This is a genomic window from Arthrobacter sp. Y3223065 (genome assembly GCF_059090885.1).
This window is the reverse complement of the sequence record NZ_JBNHGC010000004.1, coordinates 153,739-171,752: the sequence shown is the minus strand read 5'-3', so window position 1 is coordinate 171,752 and position 18,014 is coordinate 153,739. Positions and strand designations below refer to the sequence as shown.

The following is an 18,014-nucleotide window of genomic DNA, read 5'->3' as shown; positions in this document are numbered from 1 at the left end:
GTCCATGCGTCATTCACGTCAACGTGCCATCCGTGCCAATCTCCTCACCGGAACAGTGCTGCTGGCAGCGCTGTCCCTGGCTGCCTGCACGAACGCCTCGGGTGCGGCTACCGACTCCGGAAACACCGCTGCTCCGGCCGCGTCCGGCGCTGCGGCGGGTTCCGTGGAGATCAACGAAGCAGCCCGGGACCTGCTGCCGGAGGAAATCCTGGCCGCCGGTACGTTGAAGGTCGCCTCCGACCCGACCTACGCCCCGTTCGAGTACTACGACACCGACAACCAAACGATGATCGGCTTCGACGTCGACTTCTCCGATGCCGTGGGCGCGGCGTTGGGACTGGAGGTGGAGCACGTGCCGGCAACTTTCGACACGATCCTGGCGGGCTTGGCCTCCGGAAAGTACGACATGGCCATGTCGGCCTTCTCGGTCACGCCCGAACGCGAGAAGATCGTCGATTTCGTGCCGTACCTTAACACCGGCACGGGCATCGCCGTCGCTCCCGGAAATCCCCTGGGCATCTCCATGGACCCCATGACTATGTGCGGAAAAAAGATCGCCGGCCAGAAGGGGTCCATCCAATCGATGGAGTACCTGCCGGAGTTCTCTAAGGAATGCACGGCCGCCGGCAAGGAAGCGATCAAGATCCAGAACTTTCCCGGGCAGACCGACGCCAACCTCGCGCTGACGTCCGGCCGCGTTGACGGGGTCATCGCCGACAGCATGCCGCTGGCCTTCCAAGGGAAGGAAGCCAAGGGCCAGTTCGAACTGGCCGAGGGCGAGGATCACGATCCGGCACCGTTCGGTATCGCCCTGGCCAAGGACACCGGGATGAAGGAAGCCGTAACTGCGGCGGTGAAGGGCATTATTGCCGATGGCTACTACGAGGAACTCGGCGACAAGTGGGACTTCCCGACGTCGGTGCTGATCCCGGCCGACGCGCTCGAGGCGAAGTAGCGAAAGAGGGAACCAACTGATGACTGCCGTGACTGCCCGAAGCGAGCCGGTCGCCAAACCGGTCGATGACTACACCATCGTCAAGGCCAAGCACCCCGGCCGCTGGCTGGCCGCAGCCGTGATCTTCCTGATCGGCGGACTGCTGCTGCACTCCGTTTTCACCAATCCAAACTTCGGTTGGGACGTGGTGGGAATGTACCTGCGCGATATCTCCATCGGCCGGGGCATTCTCGTCACGCTGGGGCTCACGGCGGTCAGCATGGCCATCGGCATCGTGCTCGGGGTGGTCTTGGCCGTCATGCGGCTGTCGGTCAATCCGGTAGTGCGCGTCGCTGCCTTCGCCTACGTGCACTTCTTCCGCGGCACCCCGGTGCTGGTCCAGCTGCTGTTCTGGTTCAACCTGGCGGCGCTGTACCCCGTCATTACCCTCGGTATCCCGGGGGTCCACCTGGACGCGAATCAATTCATCACGCCGATGACGGCCGCGATCCTCGGCCTCGGTCTGAACCAGGGTGCCTACATGTCCGAAATTGTCCGGGCCGGCATCCTCTCCGTTGACCACGGCCAGACCGAGGCCGCCGGGGCGCTGGGCATCACCAAGCTGCAGACGATGCGCCGGATCGTGCTGCCGCAGGCAATGCGCGTGATTATCCCGCCCACCGGCAACGAAACCATCGGAATGCTCAAAACCACCGCTCTGGTCAGCGTGATCTCGGTGCCGGAGCTGCTGTACTCGGCGCAGATCATCTACGCGCGCACTTTCGAGACCATCCCGCTGCTCATCGTCGCCAGCCTCTGGTACCTGCTGATCACGTCCATCCTCACGATCGGCCAGTACTACCTGGAGCGGCGCTTCGCCCGCGGCAACCAGCGAAACCTGCCGCCGACGCCGATGCAGCAGCTCAAGCGGTTCTTCGCAACGCATGATGCACTCTCCCTGAAAGGCGGCAAGAAATGACAGCAGCAAACGGTGCCGAGCCGATGGTCAAGGCGAACGCGGTCTGCAAGAACTACGGCTCCAACCTTGTCCTGAAGGGGATTGACCTGCATGTCCAGCAGGGCGAGGTGGTCTGCCTCATCGGCCCCTCCGGATCCGGAAAGAGCACGTTTCTGCGATGCATCAACCACTTGGAAGTCATCGACGGCGGAAGGATGTGGGTCAACGGGAAGATCGTGGGCTACGACCTCAAGGGCGGCAGGCTCTACGAGCAAAGCCACAACGATATCTGCCACAGCCGCTCCGACGTCGGCATGGTGTTCCAGCAGTTCAACCTGTTTCCGCACATGACCGTGATGCAGAACCTCATCGAGGCCCCGCGGCTGGTCCGGAAGGAGCGGAAAGCCACGGCTGTGGCGCGGGCCAAGGCGCTGCTGGAAAAAGTCGGCCTGAGCGAAAAGGCGGACGCGTACCCGCGCCAGCTCTCCGGCGGGCAGCAGCAGCGGGTGGCGATCGCCCGCGCCTTGTGCATGGAACCGAAACTGATGCTGTTCGACGAGCCCACGTCTGCACTGGATCCCGAATTGGTCGGCGAGGTCCTGAAGGTGATGAAGGACCTGGCCATGTCCGGCATGACCATGGTGGTTGTCACGCACGAAATGAATTTCGCCCGCGACGTCGCTGACCGCGTGGTCTTCATGGACGATGGCCACGTTGTGGAAGAGGGGCCGGCCCGGGACGTCATCACCAACCCTCAGAACGAACGTACCAAGGCCTTCCTGGCCTCTGTTCTCGCCGAACCGGCAGCAGCCTGATACCCACTGTGAGCGCAATCATGAATGAAGATTTTTTCGACGTCGAAGTCCGGTCGATCCGCCAGGAGTCCAACTGCGTGGTCTCCCTGCAGCTGGAACATCCGCTGGGTGAGGAGCTGCCGGAGTGGGACGCAGGATCCCATGTCGATGTCCTGCTGCCCAATGGGATCCTGCGCCAATACTCGCTGTGCTCCGAGCGGACGGACCGTTCCTCTTGGCGCCTGGGGATACTGCGGGAGCCCGAGGGGCGCGGTGGCTCGGCCTACGTCCACGACATGCTCAGGCCGGGTACCAAGATCCAGGTCCGGGGACCGCGCAATAACTTCATCCTGGCTCCTGCCGCCGGCTATCTCTTTATCGCCGGAGGCATCGGTATTACCCCGATCCTGCCGATGATCCGCGCGGCTGCCGAAGCCGGAGTGCCGTGGCGTCTGCTGTATCTGGGGCGAAGCCGCTCATCGATGGCGTTCCTCGATGAGATCCAGGCGCTTGCGGGCGACGTGCATATCCACGCCGACGACGAAAGCGGCTTCTACCCGCTGGCCGAACTGCTGGGGGATTTGCAGGCGGGAACACACGTTTACGCCTGCGGCCCCGGGCCGTTGCTCAATGTCATCCAGTCGATCGCCGACGGCTGGGACGCCCCTGGGCGCTTTCATTGTGAGCGCTTCACGGCCACCGGGGAGACCCCGGCGCCGCCGGAAGGGGGGAATTCGGCCTTCATGGTCGAACTGGCCGACGGAACCGAGGTTCCGGTGGGCTCGAACGAGTCCATCCTGCAGGCGCTCGAAGCGGTCGGAATCAACCCGCCGAGCTCCTGCCGGGAGGGAATCTGCGGAACCTGCGAAACCCCCGTATTGGGTGGCGAGATCGACCACCGTGACTCGCTGCTCTCCGACGATGAACGCGAGGCCGGAGACACCATGATGATCTGCGTCTCCCGCTGCAAGGGCCAGCGCCTGCTGCTGGACTTGTAGCGGGCAAGTTCCCGGCGTCGAAGCGACTTACGGAACGAGCCGCGGAAAGCATGGATGCACTCCACGCCTTGTATCTCCGCCCGCGGTTATCTTGGCAAGATGGAGGCTATGGACAACCAGAAGGTCGCCACCGCGAGCACACCGCGCACGCTCAGGTACTACCGGGCCGAAGTGCTCATCGTGCTCGGACTGTCGCTGGGCCAGTCGGCGGTCTACGCCGTGGTGAACCTGCTGGAAAAGATGACCCGGGCGCCGCTGGCCTCGCAGACGACCACGCTGAACCCGGTGCTGAACGAGCGGGAACTCTTCGATTTTGTGTACCAAATGCTCGGCATCGTCTTCGCGCTGGTGCCGGTGGTCCTGGTGCTGTTTTTGATGACCGCTCCCGGCCGGTCGGCCTTCCGCACGATCGGGTTCACGTTTTCCCGGCCGCGGCTGGACTTCGGCCTGGGCTTCCTGCTGGCGCTGGTGATCGGCGTCGGAACGCTGGGCGTCTATGCTGCCGGCCGTGCCCTGGGAATCACCACCGCCATTGTCCCGGCCGCCCTGGACGAATACTGGTGGACCGTTCCGGTGTTGATCCTGTCCGCACTGCGGCATGCGATCCTCGAAGAGGTAGTCATGGTGGGCTACCTCTTCAACCGCTTCGCGAAGTTCGGCTGGGGGATCTGGTCCGCGATCTTCGTCAGCGCCGCGCTGCGCGGCACCTACCACCTCTACCAGGGCATCGGGCCGGGCATCGGGAACTTCCTTATGGGCCTCATGTTCGGCTACGCCTACACCAAGGTGAAGCGGGTGATGCCGCTGGTGGTGGCGCACGCGCTGCTGGATATCGCCGGCTTCGTCGGCTACGCGCTGGTGGGGCCGGCCATCGGCATCGGCACGTAGCGGGCACAAGGGAGTTGCCGGACATCCATTGCTCCGCCTGGTGCGCGTGCTCCGGTTATTTCCTGGAGCCGCTGCCCAGACCGGAGCAACGGCTCGCCCCGCAATCAGGAGTGGCGCGGGGGAGAATTGACCGCTACATGCCCGTCCACGAGTTGTTCCACCTATCCTGGGGAAGGCCCGCCATGGAAAGGGACCGGACGATGCCCGGTGAAGTATTGGTACTGATGGGCTGGAGCGCGTCCCACATCCAGCGAACCATTCCCGCCCCGGTGGCCCGAATGCGGTCCTCCCGCCTTTTTTCCGCCTCCACTGCGTCGGCGGGACTACGGCTCCGAAGGTACTCGTTTCGGGAGTATTTCCCTGCACCATCGAATTCGCCGGCAAGACGGAATTGTTCCCAGTAGAAGTCGACGATGCCGACACGTACTCCCTGCGAATCGAAGACAGGGTACTGCAGCAACGGCTCTGGGAAGTGGTTCAGGTACATCAGAGCCCGGGAGTAGGATTCGCCTGGCGACTGCGAGGCAGGATTGGCGAAGGCGAGAACCCGTTTCACCCGGTTTGACATTCCTGGTTGCAGAGAATCGGCCAGATCAAGAATATGACTGGCCTTCAGGGCGGGAAGGCCGAGGTGGCGGTCCACGCGAAGCGCATGGTCCATTGCCGGAACCGCCTCAGCGAAGGAACAGTGCGCCGCCAAATCGACAACGGTTTGTGCCCGGGAAGTCATCAGGTAGCCGTCGCGGTTAACAAGGGGTTCCAAGAGTTCCCTGCGATGCCACCGGATTCCGCCACGAGATCGACCATGCGTGCCGTTGTAAGCCAGCAAGTCCACGTCAAGAGAGCGGCCCATTACCGGAAGCCCCCACATCGCCGCCGCAGAGCGTTGGATAAGGACTCTTGCGGTGCGTCCGCTGCCGACAGCGGCCTCTATGTGCAGGCGCTGCTGCTCCCACCATGGCAACCGGGCGTATTCCCCGGCGGCCGCATACACGCCGCGCCGCACTCGGACCAATCGCCCTTCCGCAGCTTGTCGCGCGACGTCCCGGCGTCCTGAACCTGCCGTCTCCAGGTCCCTCACATAGATCAGTTTCACGTCCATGCGGAACAGCCTCGGCGACCTGGTCTCGGTCAGGCACGCGGGGACGAGCAAGGTGGAAAACCTTGGCCTGCAGGACGATCTGGAGGGCTTGACCACTCAAAAGCTCCGTTTCGGGCGTCTGCTCCTTCTATAAAGTGGAGCGGAAGCCCGAAACGGAGCGATGCCGCGAGAACTCAGAGTTCGACGATCCCGTTGGCGGTCTCGAAGCGAACGGACAGGATGCCGGGCGTGCCGTTCGGTGCCGCCCAAGCCACCTTGACGTCGTCCAGCAGGCCGTCGACCGGGGTGCCCAGCCAGTCCGCCACCCGCTCGGAGGAGCCTGCAATGGTCAAGCCGATCAGCTTGACTGTTGCGGGGCGGGCGTTGGACGGATGCAGCGGCTCCGTGCCGTCATCCCAGCGCAACATGTAGGGCACCTGCGGGTCGGCGATCAGGCCCTTGATCCCGATCTGCCGCCAGCTCAGTTCCTGCCCGTCCGGGAACTTGCGGTTGCCGGGAACCGCGTGGCGGCCCAGCCGTTCTTCGAAGGGGGTCAAGTCGTCGACGGCCACGCACCAGCCCATCCAGCCGCCGCCGGCTTCGGACCGCGCACGCACGGCCTGGCCGAAGGGGGCCTTGTCGGAAGCGGGGTGGTCGAGAACCTCCACCACTTCCAGGTAGTGGTGGTCGGTGAGGGGGAAGATCATATTGCGGGTGCCGAAGCGGGGGTGGACCCCGCCCTTGACTGCGTCGATGCCCAGGGCTTGGGAGATCCGCTCTGAGGTGGCAGCCAGACCGTCGGGTTCAGCAGCATAAGAAACATGGTCGAAGCGCATGGCATTATCTTGGCACTTTGTGAACCCGCTCTCGACTTAGGGTGACCTAAGTCACTCAGCTTGCGGCACGTGCGGGGCGCGGCGTTCCTGACAGTGATTTCCCCTGACCGGCATACCTCCCAGGGGAAAGTGGCGGCGGGCAGGCGGATAGGCGGGCGGGCGGTGAACGGCCAGTCATAAGGTGTCATATTGTTGCGGCCGCCGGTTTGTCTGCGGAGACTGGAGGCAGGTCATGAGTGCCAGCGCGAAACCCCGGTTTGCTGGCCGGCAACCCTCCAGCCGCGGTGGGGTGCCCCGGGTGAAGACCAGGCAGCCGCCATAAGGCGGTGCGCAAGCGCGGGTCACACCCGGGATAGACATGCCGGCACGGCCGGATCCCGGATGGCCCCTTCCACTGAAGGAGTTGCACCATGTCCACTGCAGATTGGTCCTTTGAGACCCGTCAGATCCACGTAGGCCAGGAGCCGGATGCCGCAACAGGCGCCCGCGCCCTGCCGATCTACCAGACCACCTCGTTCGTCTTCCCCAGCACGCAGAGCGCCGCGGACCGTTTTGCCCTGTCCGAACTGGCGCCGATTTACACCAGGATCGGCAACCCCACCACCGAGGCTGTCGAGACCCGGATCGCCAACCTGGAGGGCGGCGTGGGCGCCCTGCTGCTGGCCTCGGGACAGGCAGCATCCACGTTCTCCATCCTGAACCTCGCCGAGGCCGGCGACCATATCGTGGCCAGCCCCAGCCTGTACGGCGGCACCTACAACCTGCTCCGCACCACGCTGCCCAAGTTCGGCATCGACGTCACATTCGTCGAGGATCCGGACAACCTGCAGCAGTGGCGCGATGCCGTGAAGCCGAACACCAAGGCGTTCTTCGGCGAGGTGGTCTCCAACCCGCGCCAGGACGTGCTGGACCTGGAGTCGGTCAGCTCCATCGCCCATGAGAACGGTGTGCCGCTGATCGTGGACAACACCTTGTCCACCCCGTACCTGATCCGACCGATCGAGTGGGGGGCCGACATCGTGCTCCACTCGGCCACCAAGTACCTCGGCGGCCACGGGACGGCCATCGGCGGCGTGATCGTTGACGCCGGAAGGTTCGATTTCGCCGCCGACCCCGGGAAGTTCCCCGGATTCAACACGCCGGACGAGACCTACAACGGGCTGGTCTTTGCCCGCGACCTCGGCGTCAACGGCGCTTTGGGCGCCAACCTGGCCTACATCCTCAAGGCCCGGGTGCAGTTGCTGCGCGACCTGGGGTCCGCCATTTCGCCGTTCAATGCGTTCCTGATTGCCCAGGGGCTGGAGACGCTGAGCCTGCGTGTGGAGCGGCACGTGGCCAACGCGCAGAAGGTGGCGGAATTCCTGGAAGAGCACGACGACGTTGCCTCCGTCGCGTACCTCGGCCTGCCCTCCAGCCCGTGGTACGACCGCGGCCGCAAGTACGGCCCGAAAGGCACCGGCGCCATCGTCTCGTTCGAGATCAAGGGCGGCATCGAGGCCGGCAAGCGCTTTGTGGACGGCCTTGAACTGCACTCGCACGTGGCCAACCTGGGCGATGTCCGCTCGCTGGTGATCCACCCGGCGTCGACCACGCATGCCCAGCTCTCCGCCCCGGAGCGGCTCGCGGCCGGGGTGACCGACGGGCTGGTCCGGCTGTCGGTGGGCATCGAGAACGTCAACGACATCATCGCCGATCTGGAGGCCGGTTTCCGCGCCGCCAAGGGCGCGGACGACTAGGCAAGCAGGTAGAGCGCAGCGTGACGATAGTGCAACGGCAGGAACTGGTGGAACAGGCGACCGACGGCATCCTGCGCCGGATGCCGGTTGGCGCGCTGGAGTTGGAAGCCGGCGGCTATCTGCCCGAGGTGATTTTGGGCTTTGAAACCTGGGGCACCTTGAACGCGGACGCGTCCAACGCCGTCCTGATACAGCACGCCCTGACCGGCAGCACGCACGTCGCACGCGGCTACTCGGACGAGGACGGCTGGTGGGATGATCTGGTAGGTCCCGGCGCCACGATCGACACGGAGCGCTATTTCGTAGTGGCCGCCAACATGGTTGGCGGCTGCTACGGCTCCACCGGTCCCTCGTCGCCGGCACCGGACGGGACGCCGTGGGGTTCACGCTTCCCATTCGTCACGATCCGCGATTCCGTCCGGACCGAGGCGCGCCTGGCCGACGCACTGGGCATCCGGCGCTGGCACACGGTGCTCGGCGGGTCGATGGGCGGCGCCCGCGCGCTTGAATGGGCGGCGACGTTCCCGGAGCGCACCGCCCGGTGCGCCGTCCTGGCGTGCGGTGCCGCGAGCACCGCCGAGCAGATTGCCTTCGCGCAGGCGCAGGTCGCGGCCATCCGGCTGGACCCGCACTTCGCCGGCGGCGACTATTACGATGGTCCCGCTCCCGAGGCCGGGCTCGGCATTGCCCGGCGCATCGCACACATCAACTACCGCTCAGAGCCGGAGCTGGAGTACAGGTTCGGCCGCAAGCCACAGGCGGAGGAGCAGCCGTACGGCGGCATCACGCCGTCCGCCCGCGGCCGCTATGCAGTGGAAAGCTACCTCGACTACCAGGCGGACAAGCTCGTCGCGCGCTTTGACGCCAACAGCTACATCCTGCTCACCGAGGCCCTCATCAGCCACGACGTCGCCCGGGGCCGGGGCTCGCTGGAGCAGTCGCTGGGCGGCCTCACCGACACGCAGTTCTTCGTCGCCGCGGTGGATTCCGATCGCCTGTACTTCCCGGAACAGTCGCGGCAGCTGGCCGAGGCGCTGCCCGGGGCAGTCAAGGTCCACACCATCGAAACGCCGCTGGGCCACGACGGTTTCCTCACCGATATCCACCAGCTGCACGAGGCCCTCACCGAGGCGTTCTTCACGCAGGGCTGACGTCGCCAACGGCAACAGCGCTGGCTCCGTCGAGGGCGGAGACCGGTTGCTGAACGAGTGACCATTGCAGTTTGATCACGGTTGGTACGAATAAATCCATTCGATGGAGCCCGTCGGTAGCATGCCGATAGGCCCGCGGCCGCGCCATCCGACGTCTGGCCCGGAAGCCTCCACTACAAGGGGGAACTATGCTGCGCGACTCCACTGTGAAAGTGTCCCTGCTGGCGATAGGCACTCTGGCACTGGCTGGCTGCGCCGGTGGGGGCGGCGGCGGCGAGGGCGGAACGGACCAAGGCGCCGCCGCATTGCGGATCGTCTACCAGACGACCGAAGCCAACGCCACGATGGACGGCTTGATGAAGAAGGCGAAAACAGACTTTGAGGCCGCCCACGAAGGCGTGACGGTCAATTTGGAGCCCATTACTGGCAGCGACGAAGATTACGCCACTAAGCTCGCCCTGTCCCAGCGCTCCCCGGACACCGCCCCGGACGTCTTCTATGAGGACACTTTCAAGATCCGTTCGGATGTAGACGCCGGCTACCTGTTGAACCTGGATCCTTATCTGGCCGAGTGGGACGACTGGGCGAACTTTAACGAAGGGGCCAAGGAAGCCGGGCGTGCAGACGACGGCAGTATCTATGCAGTGCCACTGGGCACCGATACACGCGCCATCTGGTACAACAAGAACGTCTTGGAAGCAGCCGGCGTCGACGTCCCCTGGGCACCCAAGGACTGGAACGCCATTCTGGAGGCTGCCCGGGCCATCAAATCCTCCCAACCGGAGGTGGTTCCGTTCAATATGTACGCCGGCACGGGCACCGGCGAAGGTACCGTCATGCAGAGCTTCTATGAACTGCTCTATGGCACCGGCGACACGCTCTACGACGCCGATGAGGGCAAGTGGGTGGTGGGCTCTCAAGGCTTCGTCGACTCCCTGGCCTTCCTGGAGACTCTTTATCAGGAAGAACTCGCAGTAACCCCGGCCGAGGCGCTGGATCCAAACGTGTGGCAAATGGTCTTCGGGCAGCTTTTCCCCGAGGACAAACTCGGCGGAACCGTGGAAGGTTCCTACTCGCCGTCGTTCTGGCAAGAGGGAGGTCTGGTGGACTGGCCCGAATATACCGAGGTGATGGGCGTGGCCCCGTTCCCGACTCAGAACGGCCAGGAGCCGGGCGCGGTCAGTATGTCCGGCGGTTGGACGCTCGCGGTCGGGGCCAATTCGGCGAATCCGGATCTCGCGTTTGAGTTCCTGACGGAGGTGATGAGCCAGGAGAACTCGCTGGAGTACACCGTGGCCAATTCCCAGATCGCAGTGCGTACCGATGTCGCCGAGGACCCCGCCTACCTGGACGCCAACCCGTTTGTGGGCGAGGTCTCGGAACTGGTCTCGGTGACGCACTACCGGCCCGCCACGGCGGACTATCCGCAGATATCAACCGCTGTCCAGGAAGCCACCGAAGCGGTGATGATGGGGAAGAAGACACCTGAGGAGGCCGCGGCCGACTACGACGCCGCCGTCACCGACCTTGTCGGCGAAGAAAACGTAGTACAGAAGTAGCAGCCTTGACCGCCGATGTGGTGGCCCGCGCCGCTGCAAGGCAGCGTGGCACTGAGCTGCGCCGCCCTCGCCGTACGCCGGGGAGGACTGCCCTGCGGCTGCTGCCGCTTGGCCCGGCCGTGGCATTGCTGGGCGTGTTCCTGGCCGGACCGATCCTCTGGTCCTTCTATGGATCCTTGACCAATGCTTCGCTGACCGGCGTCGCGGCCAAGGACCCGCAGTGGGTCGGGTTGGAAAATTATACGGAGCTGCTCAGCGACCCCGACTTCCTGCAGTCGGTCTGGCTGACCGTCATTTTCGTGCTTGTCTCGGCCGTGATCGGGCAGAACCTGCTGGGCCTGGCGATCGCGTTGCTGATGACGAAAGCAAGCAAGGCGGTTTCCGCAGTCGTGGGTGTCTGCGTGGTCGCGGCCTGGGTGCTGCCGGAAATCGTGGCCGGCTTCGTCGCCTATGCCTTTTTCAACCGGGACGGAACATTGAACCAACTCTCGGCCGTCTTCGGCCTCGATGCCACCGACTGGCTGTTTACGTTTCCGATGCTGGCAGTGATCCTGGCCAATATCTGGCGGGGAACGGCGTTTTCCATGATGGTGTATCAGGCGGCGCTCAACGATGTGCCGGAGGAAATCACGGAAGCGGCGATGATCGACGGCGCCGGCGGGTCGAAGCGGTTGTGGTACATCACGCTGCCGATGATCCGGCGCAGCATTGCCACCAACCTGATGCTCATCACCTTGCAGACGCTGTCGGTTTTCACGCTCATCTACGTGATGACCGCGGGCGGTCCGGCAGGAGCCAGCACCACGCTGCCGCTGATGGCCTACGAAGAGGCCTTCCGCTACAGCGACGTGGGCTACGGGACCGCCATCGCCGTCGTCATGCTGTTGATCGGGGCGGTCTTCTCCGTCATCTACATCCGCGCGCTGCGCGAAAGGAAGGGCTGAGCAGATGAATCGCTCCGGACCGTTGTCCGTGGCCTCCGGCCGGGGAACTACCGTTGCCGTGCTGGCGAACATCTCGCTGCTGGTCGTCGCCGCCTGCTTCCTGCTGCCGTTGAGCTGGCTGCTCCTGGCCTCGCTCGATGCGCAGGCCAGTTACCAGACCCAGCTTCCGTCCGCTTTCTCGATTGCCAATTACGCCGCGGTGCTTACCGCAGACCTGACCTTCGTTCCGCTGCTCAACAGCTTCATGCTTGCCGGCGGTACGGCCGTGGTCACAGTCCTGGCGGCCGTGCTGGCCGCTTACCCGCTCTCGCGCTACCAGATGCGGTTCAACAAGCCGTTCCTGTACGTCGTGCTCTTCGGAACCTGCCTGCCGGTCACGGCGATCATGGTTCCGGTCTACAGCCTGTTCGTGCAATTGAACTTCCTGGACTCGCTGGCGGCCACCACGTTCTTCATGGCTGCATCATCACTGCCGATGGCGATCTGGATGACGAAGAATTTCATGGATTCGGTCCCGGTCAGCCTGGAAGAAGCGGCCTGGGTGGACGGTGCCTCGGCGATGAACGCCCTCGCCAGGATCGTGGTTCCGCTCATGCGCCCGGGGCTGGCGGTGGTTTTCATCTTCGTCTTCATCCAAGCGTGGGGGAACTTCTTTGTTCCCTTCATCCTGCTGCTCTCTTCCGCCAAGCAGCCCGCAGCGGTGAGCATCTTCAGCTTCTTCGGCCAGCATGGTGCCATAGCCTATGGGCAACTGGCGGCGTTCTCGGTGCTGTACTCGGTGCCGGTGGTGCTGCTCTACGTCCTGGTGTCACGCGGGATCGGCGGTTCTTTTGCCATGGCCGGCGCCGTCAAGGGTTGAACAACCGCTCTGACCGAAAGGACGGTGCCATGCACGACGACGGGGCGCAGGTCCAGGCGCGGATCCGCCGGTTCATTGTCGAACGGCTGCAACCGGCCGTTTACGCCGCGGCGGTGCCAGTCCGGCTCCAGGCCTGGCAGGGTCCCGGCGAGCCGGTCCCCTTCGCGGAGGCGGCTGCGGAAACCTTTACGGACTTCGCGGCGGGCAGCATGTGGGGGTCGGCCTGGTCCACGACCTGGTTTCGGATCACTGGACAGATCCCCGCGGAGTGGGCCGTGGACGCCGGCCACCGGCCGGAACTGCTCCTGGACCCGGGGTTCACGCCCGGCATCCCGGGCTTCCAGGCCGAAGGGCTGATCTACACTCCGCAGGGACGGATCATCAAGGCCATCGAGCCGCGGAACGCCTACGTTCCGCTGGACGTCACGTCCGGCGGCGGCGTCGAGTTCTTCGTGGAGGCGGCGGCCAACCCGGACATGATCGACGGCTTCACCTTCCGGCCCACGCCGTTCGGGGACCCCGCCACGTCCGGGCGCAGTCCGTGCTACACCTTCCACCGTGCCGACATCGCGCTGTGCGATGTGGCCGCATGGGAGCTGCTGCAGGACTTCACGGTGCTGGAGCAGCTCATGCTCCAGCTTGACCCGGGGCAGCCGCGCCGTGCCCGGATCCTGCGCGCGCTGGAGCACGCGCTGAACGCGCTAAACCCAGTGGACGTCGCCGGCACAGCGGCGGCCGGCCGGGCCGTGCTGGAGCCTGTGCTCGCTGCCCCGGCGGCCGGCAGCGCGCACCGGATCCACGCAGTGGGCCACGCCCACATTGACACCGCCTGGCTCTGGCCCGTCCGGGAGACCAAGCGCAAGGTCGCCCGAACCTTCGCGAACGTCCTGGCACTGCTGGAGTCGGACCCGGAATTTGTCTTCGCCGCCTCCTCCGCGCAGCAGTACGCCTGGCTGAAGGAGTCGTACCCCGACCTGTTCGCACGGGTGGCGGAGCAAGTCAGGGCCGGCCGCTTCGTCCCGGTCGGCGGGATGTGGGTCGAATCGGACACGAATATGCCTGGCGGCGAGGCGCTGGCCCGCCAGTTCATTGCCGGAAAGAAATTCTTCCTGGCCGAGTTCGGCGTCAATCCGCAGGAAGTCTGGCTACCGGACTCCTTCGGCTATTCCGCCGCGATGCCGCAGATTGCCCGCGCTGCCGGATCCCGCTGGTTCCTGACCCAAAAACTCTCCTGGAACGAAACCAACACCTTTCCCCACCACACTTTTTGGTGGGAGGGCATCGACGGCACCCGCATCTTCACGCACTTCCCACCGGCGGATACCTACAACGCCGAGCTGACCGCGGCCGAGCTTGCCCGGGCGGAACGGCGCTTCGCGGAGAAGGGAGCGGCAAACACATCGCTGCTGCCCTTCGGCTACGGCGACGGCGGCGGCGGACCGACGCGCGAGATGCTCGCCGCCGCGCACCGCACCGCCGATCTGGAAGGCTCGCCGCGGGTGCAGCTCTCCAGCCCGGAGCAGTTTTTCCGGGCCGCCGAGGAAGAATATGCCAGGCCGCCGGTGTGGTCCGGGGAGCTGTATTTGGAATACCACCGCGGCACGTACACCTCGCAGGCGCGCACCAAGCGGGGCAACCGCCGCAGCGAGCATCTGCTGCGCGAGGCCGAGCTCTGGGCAGCGACGGCGGCGGTGCGCGGCGCCGCGCCCTATCCGTACGATGCGCTGGAGCGGGCCTGGCAGACCGTGCTGCTGCAGCAGTTCCACGACATCCTGCCGGGATCCTCGATCGCCTGGGTGCACCGCGAAGCCGAGGCCAACTACGCACTGTTGGCGGCGGAACTGGCTGGCATGATCGATGGCTCGCTGCGCGCCCTCCTCGGCCGGGGCACCGGGAGCACCGTGGCCAACGCCGGCCCGTATCCGGTGGACGGCGTGTCCGCGATGGGTGCCATCGGCGCGGCGCCGCAGCCCGGCCCGGGCGCCTCGTTAAGGGTCGGCGTTGAGCCCAGCGGCGACGGCTGGCTGCTGGCCAACGACCTGCTCCGGGTGGTGATCGACTCCGAGGGGCTGATTTCCTCGCTCTTGGATCTGGACACCGGGCGGGAAGTCATTCCCACCGGCATGCAGGCGAATGTCCTGCAGCTCTTCCGCGACGCCCCAACCATGTGGGATGCCTGGGACCTGGAGGAGCACTACAAGTCCGTTGGCCGGGAGCTGCGGGATGTCCATGCCATCGAGGTGTTTTCCAGCACGGTGGGCTCCGACGCCGCCCTTCCGGAGCCAGGTGACTCCGCTGCGACTCCTTCAGGCACGCCTTCGGACCGTGTGCCGGTCGCCGGGCTCCGGGTCAGCCGCCGGTTTGGCGCCTCGCTGGTTGAGCAGACGGTCTCGCTGGCCGCCGGCTCCCGCTCGCTGGAGATCGAGACGACGGTCGATTGGCACGAGCGCCAGAAACTGCTGAAGCTGGCCTTCCCGCTCGACCTCCACGCAGAGCGGGCAGCGTCGGAGATCCAGTTCGGCCACGTCTTCCGGCCCACGCACAGCAATACGTCCTGGGACGCAGCGCGGTTCGAAACCTGCGCGCACCGCTGGGTGCATGTGGGCGAGTCCGGCTTCGGGGTCGCCGTCGCCAACGACTGCACGTACGGGCACGACATCCGGCGGACCGATCCGACCGCTTCGCCCGCCACCGTGGTGCGGCAGTCGCTGCTGCGGGCGCCGCTGTACCCTGATCCGCAGGCCGACCAAGGCGGGCACACCTTCCGGACGGCGTTGGTGATCGGTGCCGGTATCCCGGAGGCCGTGGAGGCGGGCTACCGGCTGAACCTGCCTCTGCGCCACATGCACGGAGTCGGCGCTGGCCCGGTGGAACCCCTGTTTACCGTGGACAATCGGGCAGTAGTCATCGAAGCGGTCAAGCTGGCCGAAGACCGCAGCGGCGACGTGATCCTGCGCTGCTACGAGGCCTTCGGCAGCCGTGCGAAGGCCACGGTCAGCGCCGGCTTTGACTACGCGCGGGTAACGGCCACCGATTTGCTGGAGCTGGACATGGACGGTCTGCGGCTGGAGCAGCCTGCGGAGCGCGTAACCGCGTTCGAGCTTCGGCCGTTCCAGTTGTTGACCCTCCGCTTCCGCAGCGTAACGGGCGCCTGACAAGAGCGGGTCAGGCCAAGACCTGCGTGACCGGCCGCCGCAGAAAGGCCGAGTAGCGTTGCACGGCGGCGTCCACGGCCTGCCGCTCCGGCTCGGTGAAGACCCGCAGCGGTTTGAGCCGCAGGTCGGCCGAGCCGGGCCGGAGGACGTGTCTCCAGTTGCCGGCCATCCGCCCGTCCAGCAGCAGCACGTGCAGCGGCACGTCGCTGCCCAACGCCGCCGGGGCGCTGCCGCCCAGATAGCCGCGGGTCTTGGAATAGCCCATGACATATTCGTCGTAACACTGGATCAGGTCCGCCCGCGGGTGTCCGTCGCCCGCGGCAGCAGCGCCGCCGATCGTCCCGCCGGCGGCGGGGGAGTACCAGAGTTGTTCGCCCTCGGTTTCGGTCCGCTCCAGTCCCTCCCGACCGCCGGCTTCGAGGCCGCGCTTCAGGTCCGCCTGGGGCAGTTTGGACCAGTCGGAGCAGTCCTTCAAGGTCGCCGGTCCGCGGCTGGCGAAGTAACGCCCGGTCAGTTGCGCCAGCGCGGCGTCGCGGTCGAAGTCCCCGGCCAGCGGCGGCACCCGCTCGTCGAAGGCCGCGTACGTCTGCTGCACGGCGCCCGAACCGGCCGTCCGCGGAGCCCCGCTCACCAGCACCCGATCCATTTCCGCATGGAACACCAGATGCCCCAGCCGCTGTCCGCGCAGCGTCGCGCCGTTCAGCCTCGCGCCGTCGTCCTTGAGCAGCGCCGCATCGGCGAGCCGGGCCGCGAGCTCGTCCCGGGTGAGGTGCCGGCCACCGGCGACGGCCGCGGCCAGCACCTCGTTGCTGCGCGCCACCGTCGCCTCGTCCAGGCCCAGCTGCCGGTCCCGGCCCTTGTTCCCCGCCTTGAGGCGGGGGCCGGAGAGCAGCATCAGCCAGCGCAGGTCCTCGGCGGACACGAAGTGCCAGGTGGGCCGCAGCACATGCGTGCGCAGAATGCGGCCGTCGGCGATGGCCGCGTCCACGCCCGCGGCGTTGTCCCGGGCCGCCCCGCCGCAGCGCTGGGCCAGCGACCAGCGGGCGTAGGCATATTCCTGGGACTGGAAGGCGAGCAGCCAGCGCAAGGCGGCGACGGCGTCGTCCCCGGGACTGTCCCACAGCCGCTGTGCCCGCAGCCGGTGACGGCGGACTTCCTGGGCACTCGGCTGCTGCACCGCTGCTCCCGCTACCCTGCCGCGCCGGGAGGCATGCCCGGGCCGAAGAAGGGGCCGGCAGTCGGACGTTTGGGCAGGATCCCGTCGCCCGAGGATTGCTGCCGGACCCGGCGCAGCACCCACGGGACCAAATGCTGGCGGGCCCACTCCAGGTCTTCGGTACGGGCGGTGCGCCAGCCCTTGGTAGGCAGCGGTTTGGGCGTCTCGGGCTGCAGCGAATGCTCCACGTTGAGGGCGTCCAGGACCATGGCGGCGATGGTGTGGTGCCCCAGCGGGGAGAAATGCAGCCGGTCAGGTGCCCACATTTGCGGTGCCTTCAGCTGGCGCAGCGCCCACATGTCGGCCACGACGGCATTATGGCGGGCCGCCACCGTGCGCAGGTTCTCGTTGTAGATGGCGGCCTTGCCGCGGACACTGCCGATCACGGGCGTATCGCCGATGTCGGGCGCGGTAAACAGGACGATAGTGGCTCCCGACGCTGCCAACCGGGTGACGGCGCGATCGAACTTCTCGGCGAGGGCGTCCGGGTCGCCGCCGGGCCGGATCACATCATTGCCGCCCGCGCAGATCGAAATAAGGTCCGGCTGCAGGGCCAGGGCCGGTTCGACCTGTTCATCGATGATCTGCTGCAGCAGGCGGCCGCGGATCGCGAGGTTGGCGTAGGCGAAGTCGTGGTGGCCGCGGGCGAGTTCCTCGGCCACGCGGTCGGCCCATCCGCGGTGTCCGCCCGGGCTCCCGGGGTCCGGATCACCGATCCCTTCAGTGAAGGAATCACCAAGGGCAACGTAACGGCTCCAGGGGTGGCGGGCCGCGGCGATGGACGCTTGTGCTTCAGGAAGTGACAAGTTACTCACAGGTACATTCTCCCAAGAAGCCGCGGCGGATGCACAGGGACGCAAACCCAGAACCTGAATCACCTTTCAGAAAGTCATGGTCAGCGGGGG

Annotated in this window: 15 protein-coding genes and 1 riboswitch; of the genes, 11 read left to right on the top strand and 4 right to left on the bottom strand. The window is 65.9% G+C overall.

The annotated features are described in order from the left end of the window. Nucleotides 1-4: 4 nt before the first annotated feature. The 5 genes from AC5RUK_RS12575 (at nucleotide 5) to AC5RUK_RS12555 (ending at nucleotide 4,572) form a co-directional block, all read left to right on the top strand. Complete coding sequence (locus AC5RUK_RS12575; RefSeq protein WP_494152351.1) at nucleotides 5-955, top strand: ABC transporter substrate-binding protein; 951 nt, start codon at nucleotides 5-7, stop codon at nucleotides 953-955. Between the two features lie 19 nt (nucleotides 956-974). Further along, the gene (locus AC5RUK_RS12570) at nucleotides 975-1,913 is read left to right on the top strand and encodes an amino acid ABC transporter permease (RefSeq protein ID WP_493988087.1); all 939 of its coding nucleotides are present in this window, start codon (nucleotides 975-977) and stop codon (nucleotides 1,911-1,913) included. After that, nucleotides 1,910-2,707: an amino acid ABC transporter ATP-binding protein gene (locus AC5RUK_RS12565; protein ID WP_493988088.1), complete on the top strand. Its 798-nt coding sequence runs from the start codon at nucleotides 1,910-1,912 to the stop codon at nucleotides 2,705-2,707. Before AC5RUK_RS12570 ends, AC5RUK_RS12565 begins: the two co-directional genes overlap by 4 nt. 20 nt (nucleotides 2,708-2,727) lie before the next feature. Beyond that, nucleotides 2,728-3,684 (top strand): PDR/VanB family oxidoreductase, encoded by a 957-nt coding sequence (locus tag AC5RUK_RS12560; RefSeq protein ID WP_493988089.1) that lies wholly within the window; start codon nucleotides 2,728-2,730, stop codon nucleotides 3,682-3,684. A gap of 108 nt (nucleotides 3,685-3,792) precedes the next feature. Next, on the top strand, nucleotides 3,793-4,572 hold the full coding sequence (locus AC5RUK_RS12555; RefSeq protein ID WP_493988090.1) for a CPBP family intramembrane glutamic endopeptidase: 780 nt from the start codon (nucleotides 3,793-3,795) through the stop codon (nucleotides 4,570-4,572). 133 nt (nucleotides 4,573-4,705) lie between these two features. On the opposite strand, the gene AC5RUK_RS12550 is transcribed toward AC5RUK_RS12555, so the two are convergent. After that, on the bottom strand, nucleotides 4,706-5,674 hold the full coding sequence (locus tag AC5RUK_RS12550; protein WP_493988091.1) for a type IV toxin-antitoxin system AbiEi family antitoxin domain-containing protein: 969 nt from the start codon (nucleotides 5,672-5,674) through the stop codon (nucleotides 4,706-4,708). Nucleotides 5,675-5,847: 173 nt separating this feature from the next. Next, on the bottom strand, nucleotides 5,848-6,489 hold the full coding sequence (locus AC5RUK_RS12545) for a VOC family protein (RefSeq protein ID WP_493988092.1): 642 nt from the start codon (nucleotides 6,487-6,489) through the stop codon (nucleotides 5,848-5,850). Between the two features lie 228 nt (nucleotides 6,490-6,717). Beyond that, nucleotides 6,718-6,832, top strand: a riboswitch (SAM riboswitch). Between the two features lie 67 nt (nucleotides 6,833-6,899). Here AC5RUK_RS12545 and AC5RUK_RS12540 point away from each other — a divergent pair. The 6 genes from AC5RUK_RS12540 (at nucleotide 6,900) to AC5RUK_RS12515 (ending at nucleotide 15,893) form a co-directional block, all read left to right on the top strand. After that, nucleotides 6,900-8,225 carry a bifunctional o-acetylhomoserine/o-acetylserine sulfhydrylase gene (locus AC5RUK_RS12540; protein ID WP_493988093.1) on the top strand — a complete coding sequence of 442 codons (1,326 nt, stop codon included), beginning with the start codon at nucleotides 6,900-6,902 and terminating at the stop codon, nucleotides 8,223-8,225. 80 nt (nucleotides 8,226-8,305) lie between these two features. Then, nucleotides 8,306-9,376 (top strand): homoserine O-acetyltransferase MetX, encoded by a 1,071-nt coding sequence (gene metX, locus AC5RUK_RS12535; protein WP_493988247.1) that lies wholly within the window; start codon nucleotides 8,306-8,308, stop codon nucleotides 9,374-9,376. 188 nt (nucleotides 9,377-9,564) lie between these two features. After that, nucleotides 9,565-10,935 carry an extracellular solute-binding protein gene (locus tag AC5RUK_RS12530; RefSeq protein WP_493988094.1) on the top strand — a complete coding sequence of 457 codons (1,371 nt, stop codon included), beginning with the start codon at nucleotides 9,565-9,567 and terminating at the stop codon, nucleotides 10,933-10,935. A 5-nt stretch (nucleotides 10,936-10,940) separates the two neighbouring features. Next, on the top strand, nucleotides 10,941-11,879 hold the full coding sequence (locus AC5RUK_RS12525; protein ID WP_494107968.1) for a carbohydrate ABC transporter permease: 939 nt from the start codon (nucleotides 10,941-10,943) through the stop codon (nucleotides 11,877-11,879). Between the two features lie 4 nt (nucleotides 11,880-11,883). Beyond that, complete coding sequence (locus AC5RUK_RS12520; RefSeq protein ID WP_493988096.1) at nucleotides 11,884-12,738, top strand: carbohydrate ABC transporter permease; 855 nt, start codon at nucleotides 11,884-11,886, stop codon at nucleotides 12,736-12,738. Nucleotides 12,739-12,767: 29 nt separating this feature from the next. After that, the gene (locus AC5RUK_RS12515) at nucleotides 12,768-15,893 is read left to right on the top strand and encodes an alpha-mannosidase (RefSeq protein WP_494107967.1); all 3,126 of its coding nucleotides are present in this window, start codon (nucleotides 12,768-12,770) and stop codon (nucleotides 15,891-15,893) included. 10 nt (nucleotides 15,894-15,903) lie between these two features. Here the strand turns inward: AC5RUK_RS12515 and AC5RUK_RS12510 are convergent, their stop codons facing one another. Both AC5RUK_RS12510 and AC5RUK_RS12505 read right to left on the bottom strand, forming a co-directional pair. Continuing rightward, a complete protein-coding gene (locus AC5RUK_RS12510; protein ID WP_494107966.1) occupies nucleotides 15,904-17,070 on the bottom strand; it encodes a winged helix DNA-binding domain-containing protein in 1,167 nt (388 codons plus the stop codon). Nucleotides 17,071-17,081: 11 nt separating this feature from the next. Next, nucleotides 17,082-17,924 (bottom strand): SGNH/GDSL hydrolase family protein, encoded by an 843-nt coding sequence (locus tag AC5RUK_RS12505; protein ID WP_493988099.1) that lies wholly within the window; start codon nucleotides 17,922-17,924, stop codon nucleotides 17,082-17,084. Between the last annotated feature and the right edge of the window lie 90 nt (nucleotides 17,925-18,014).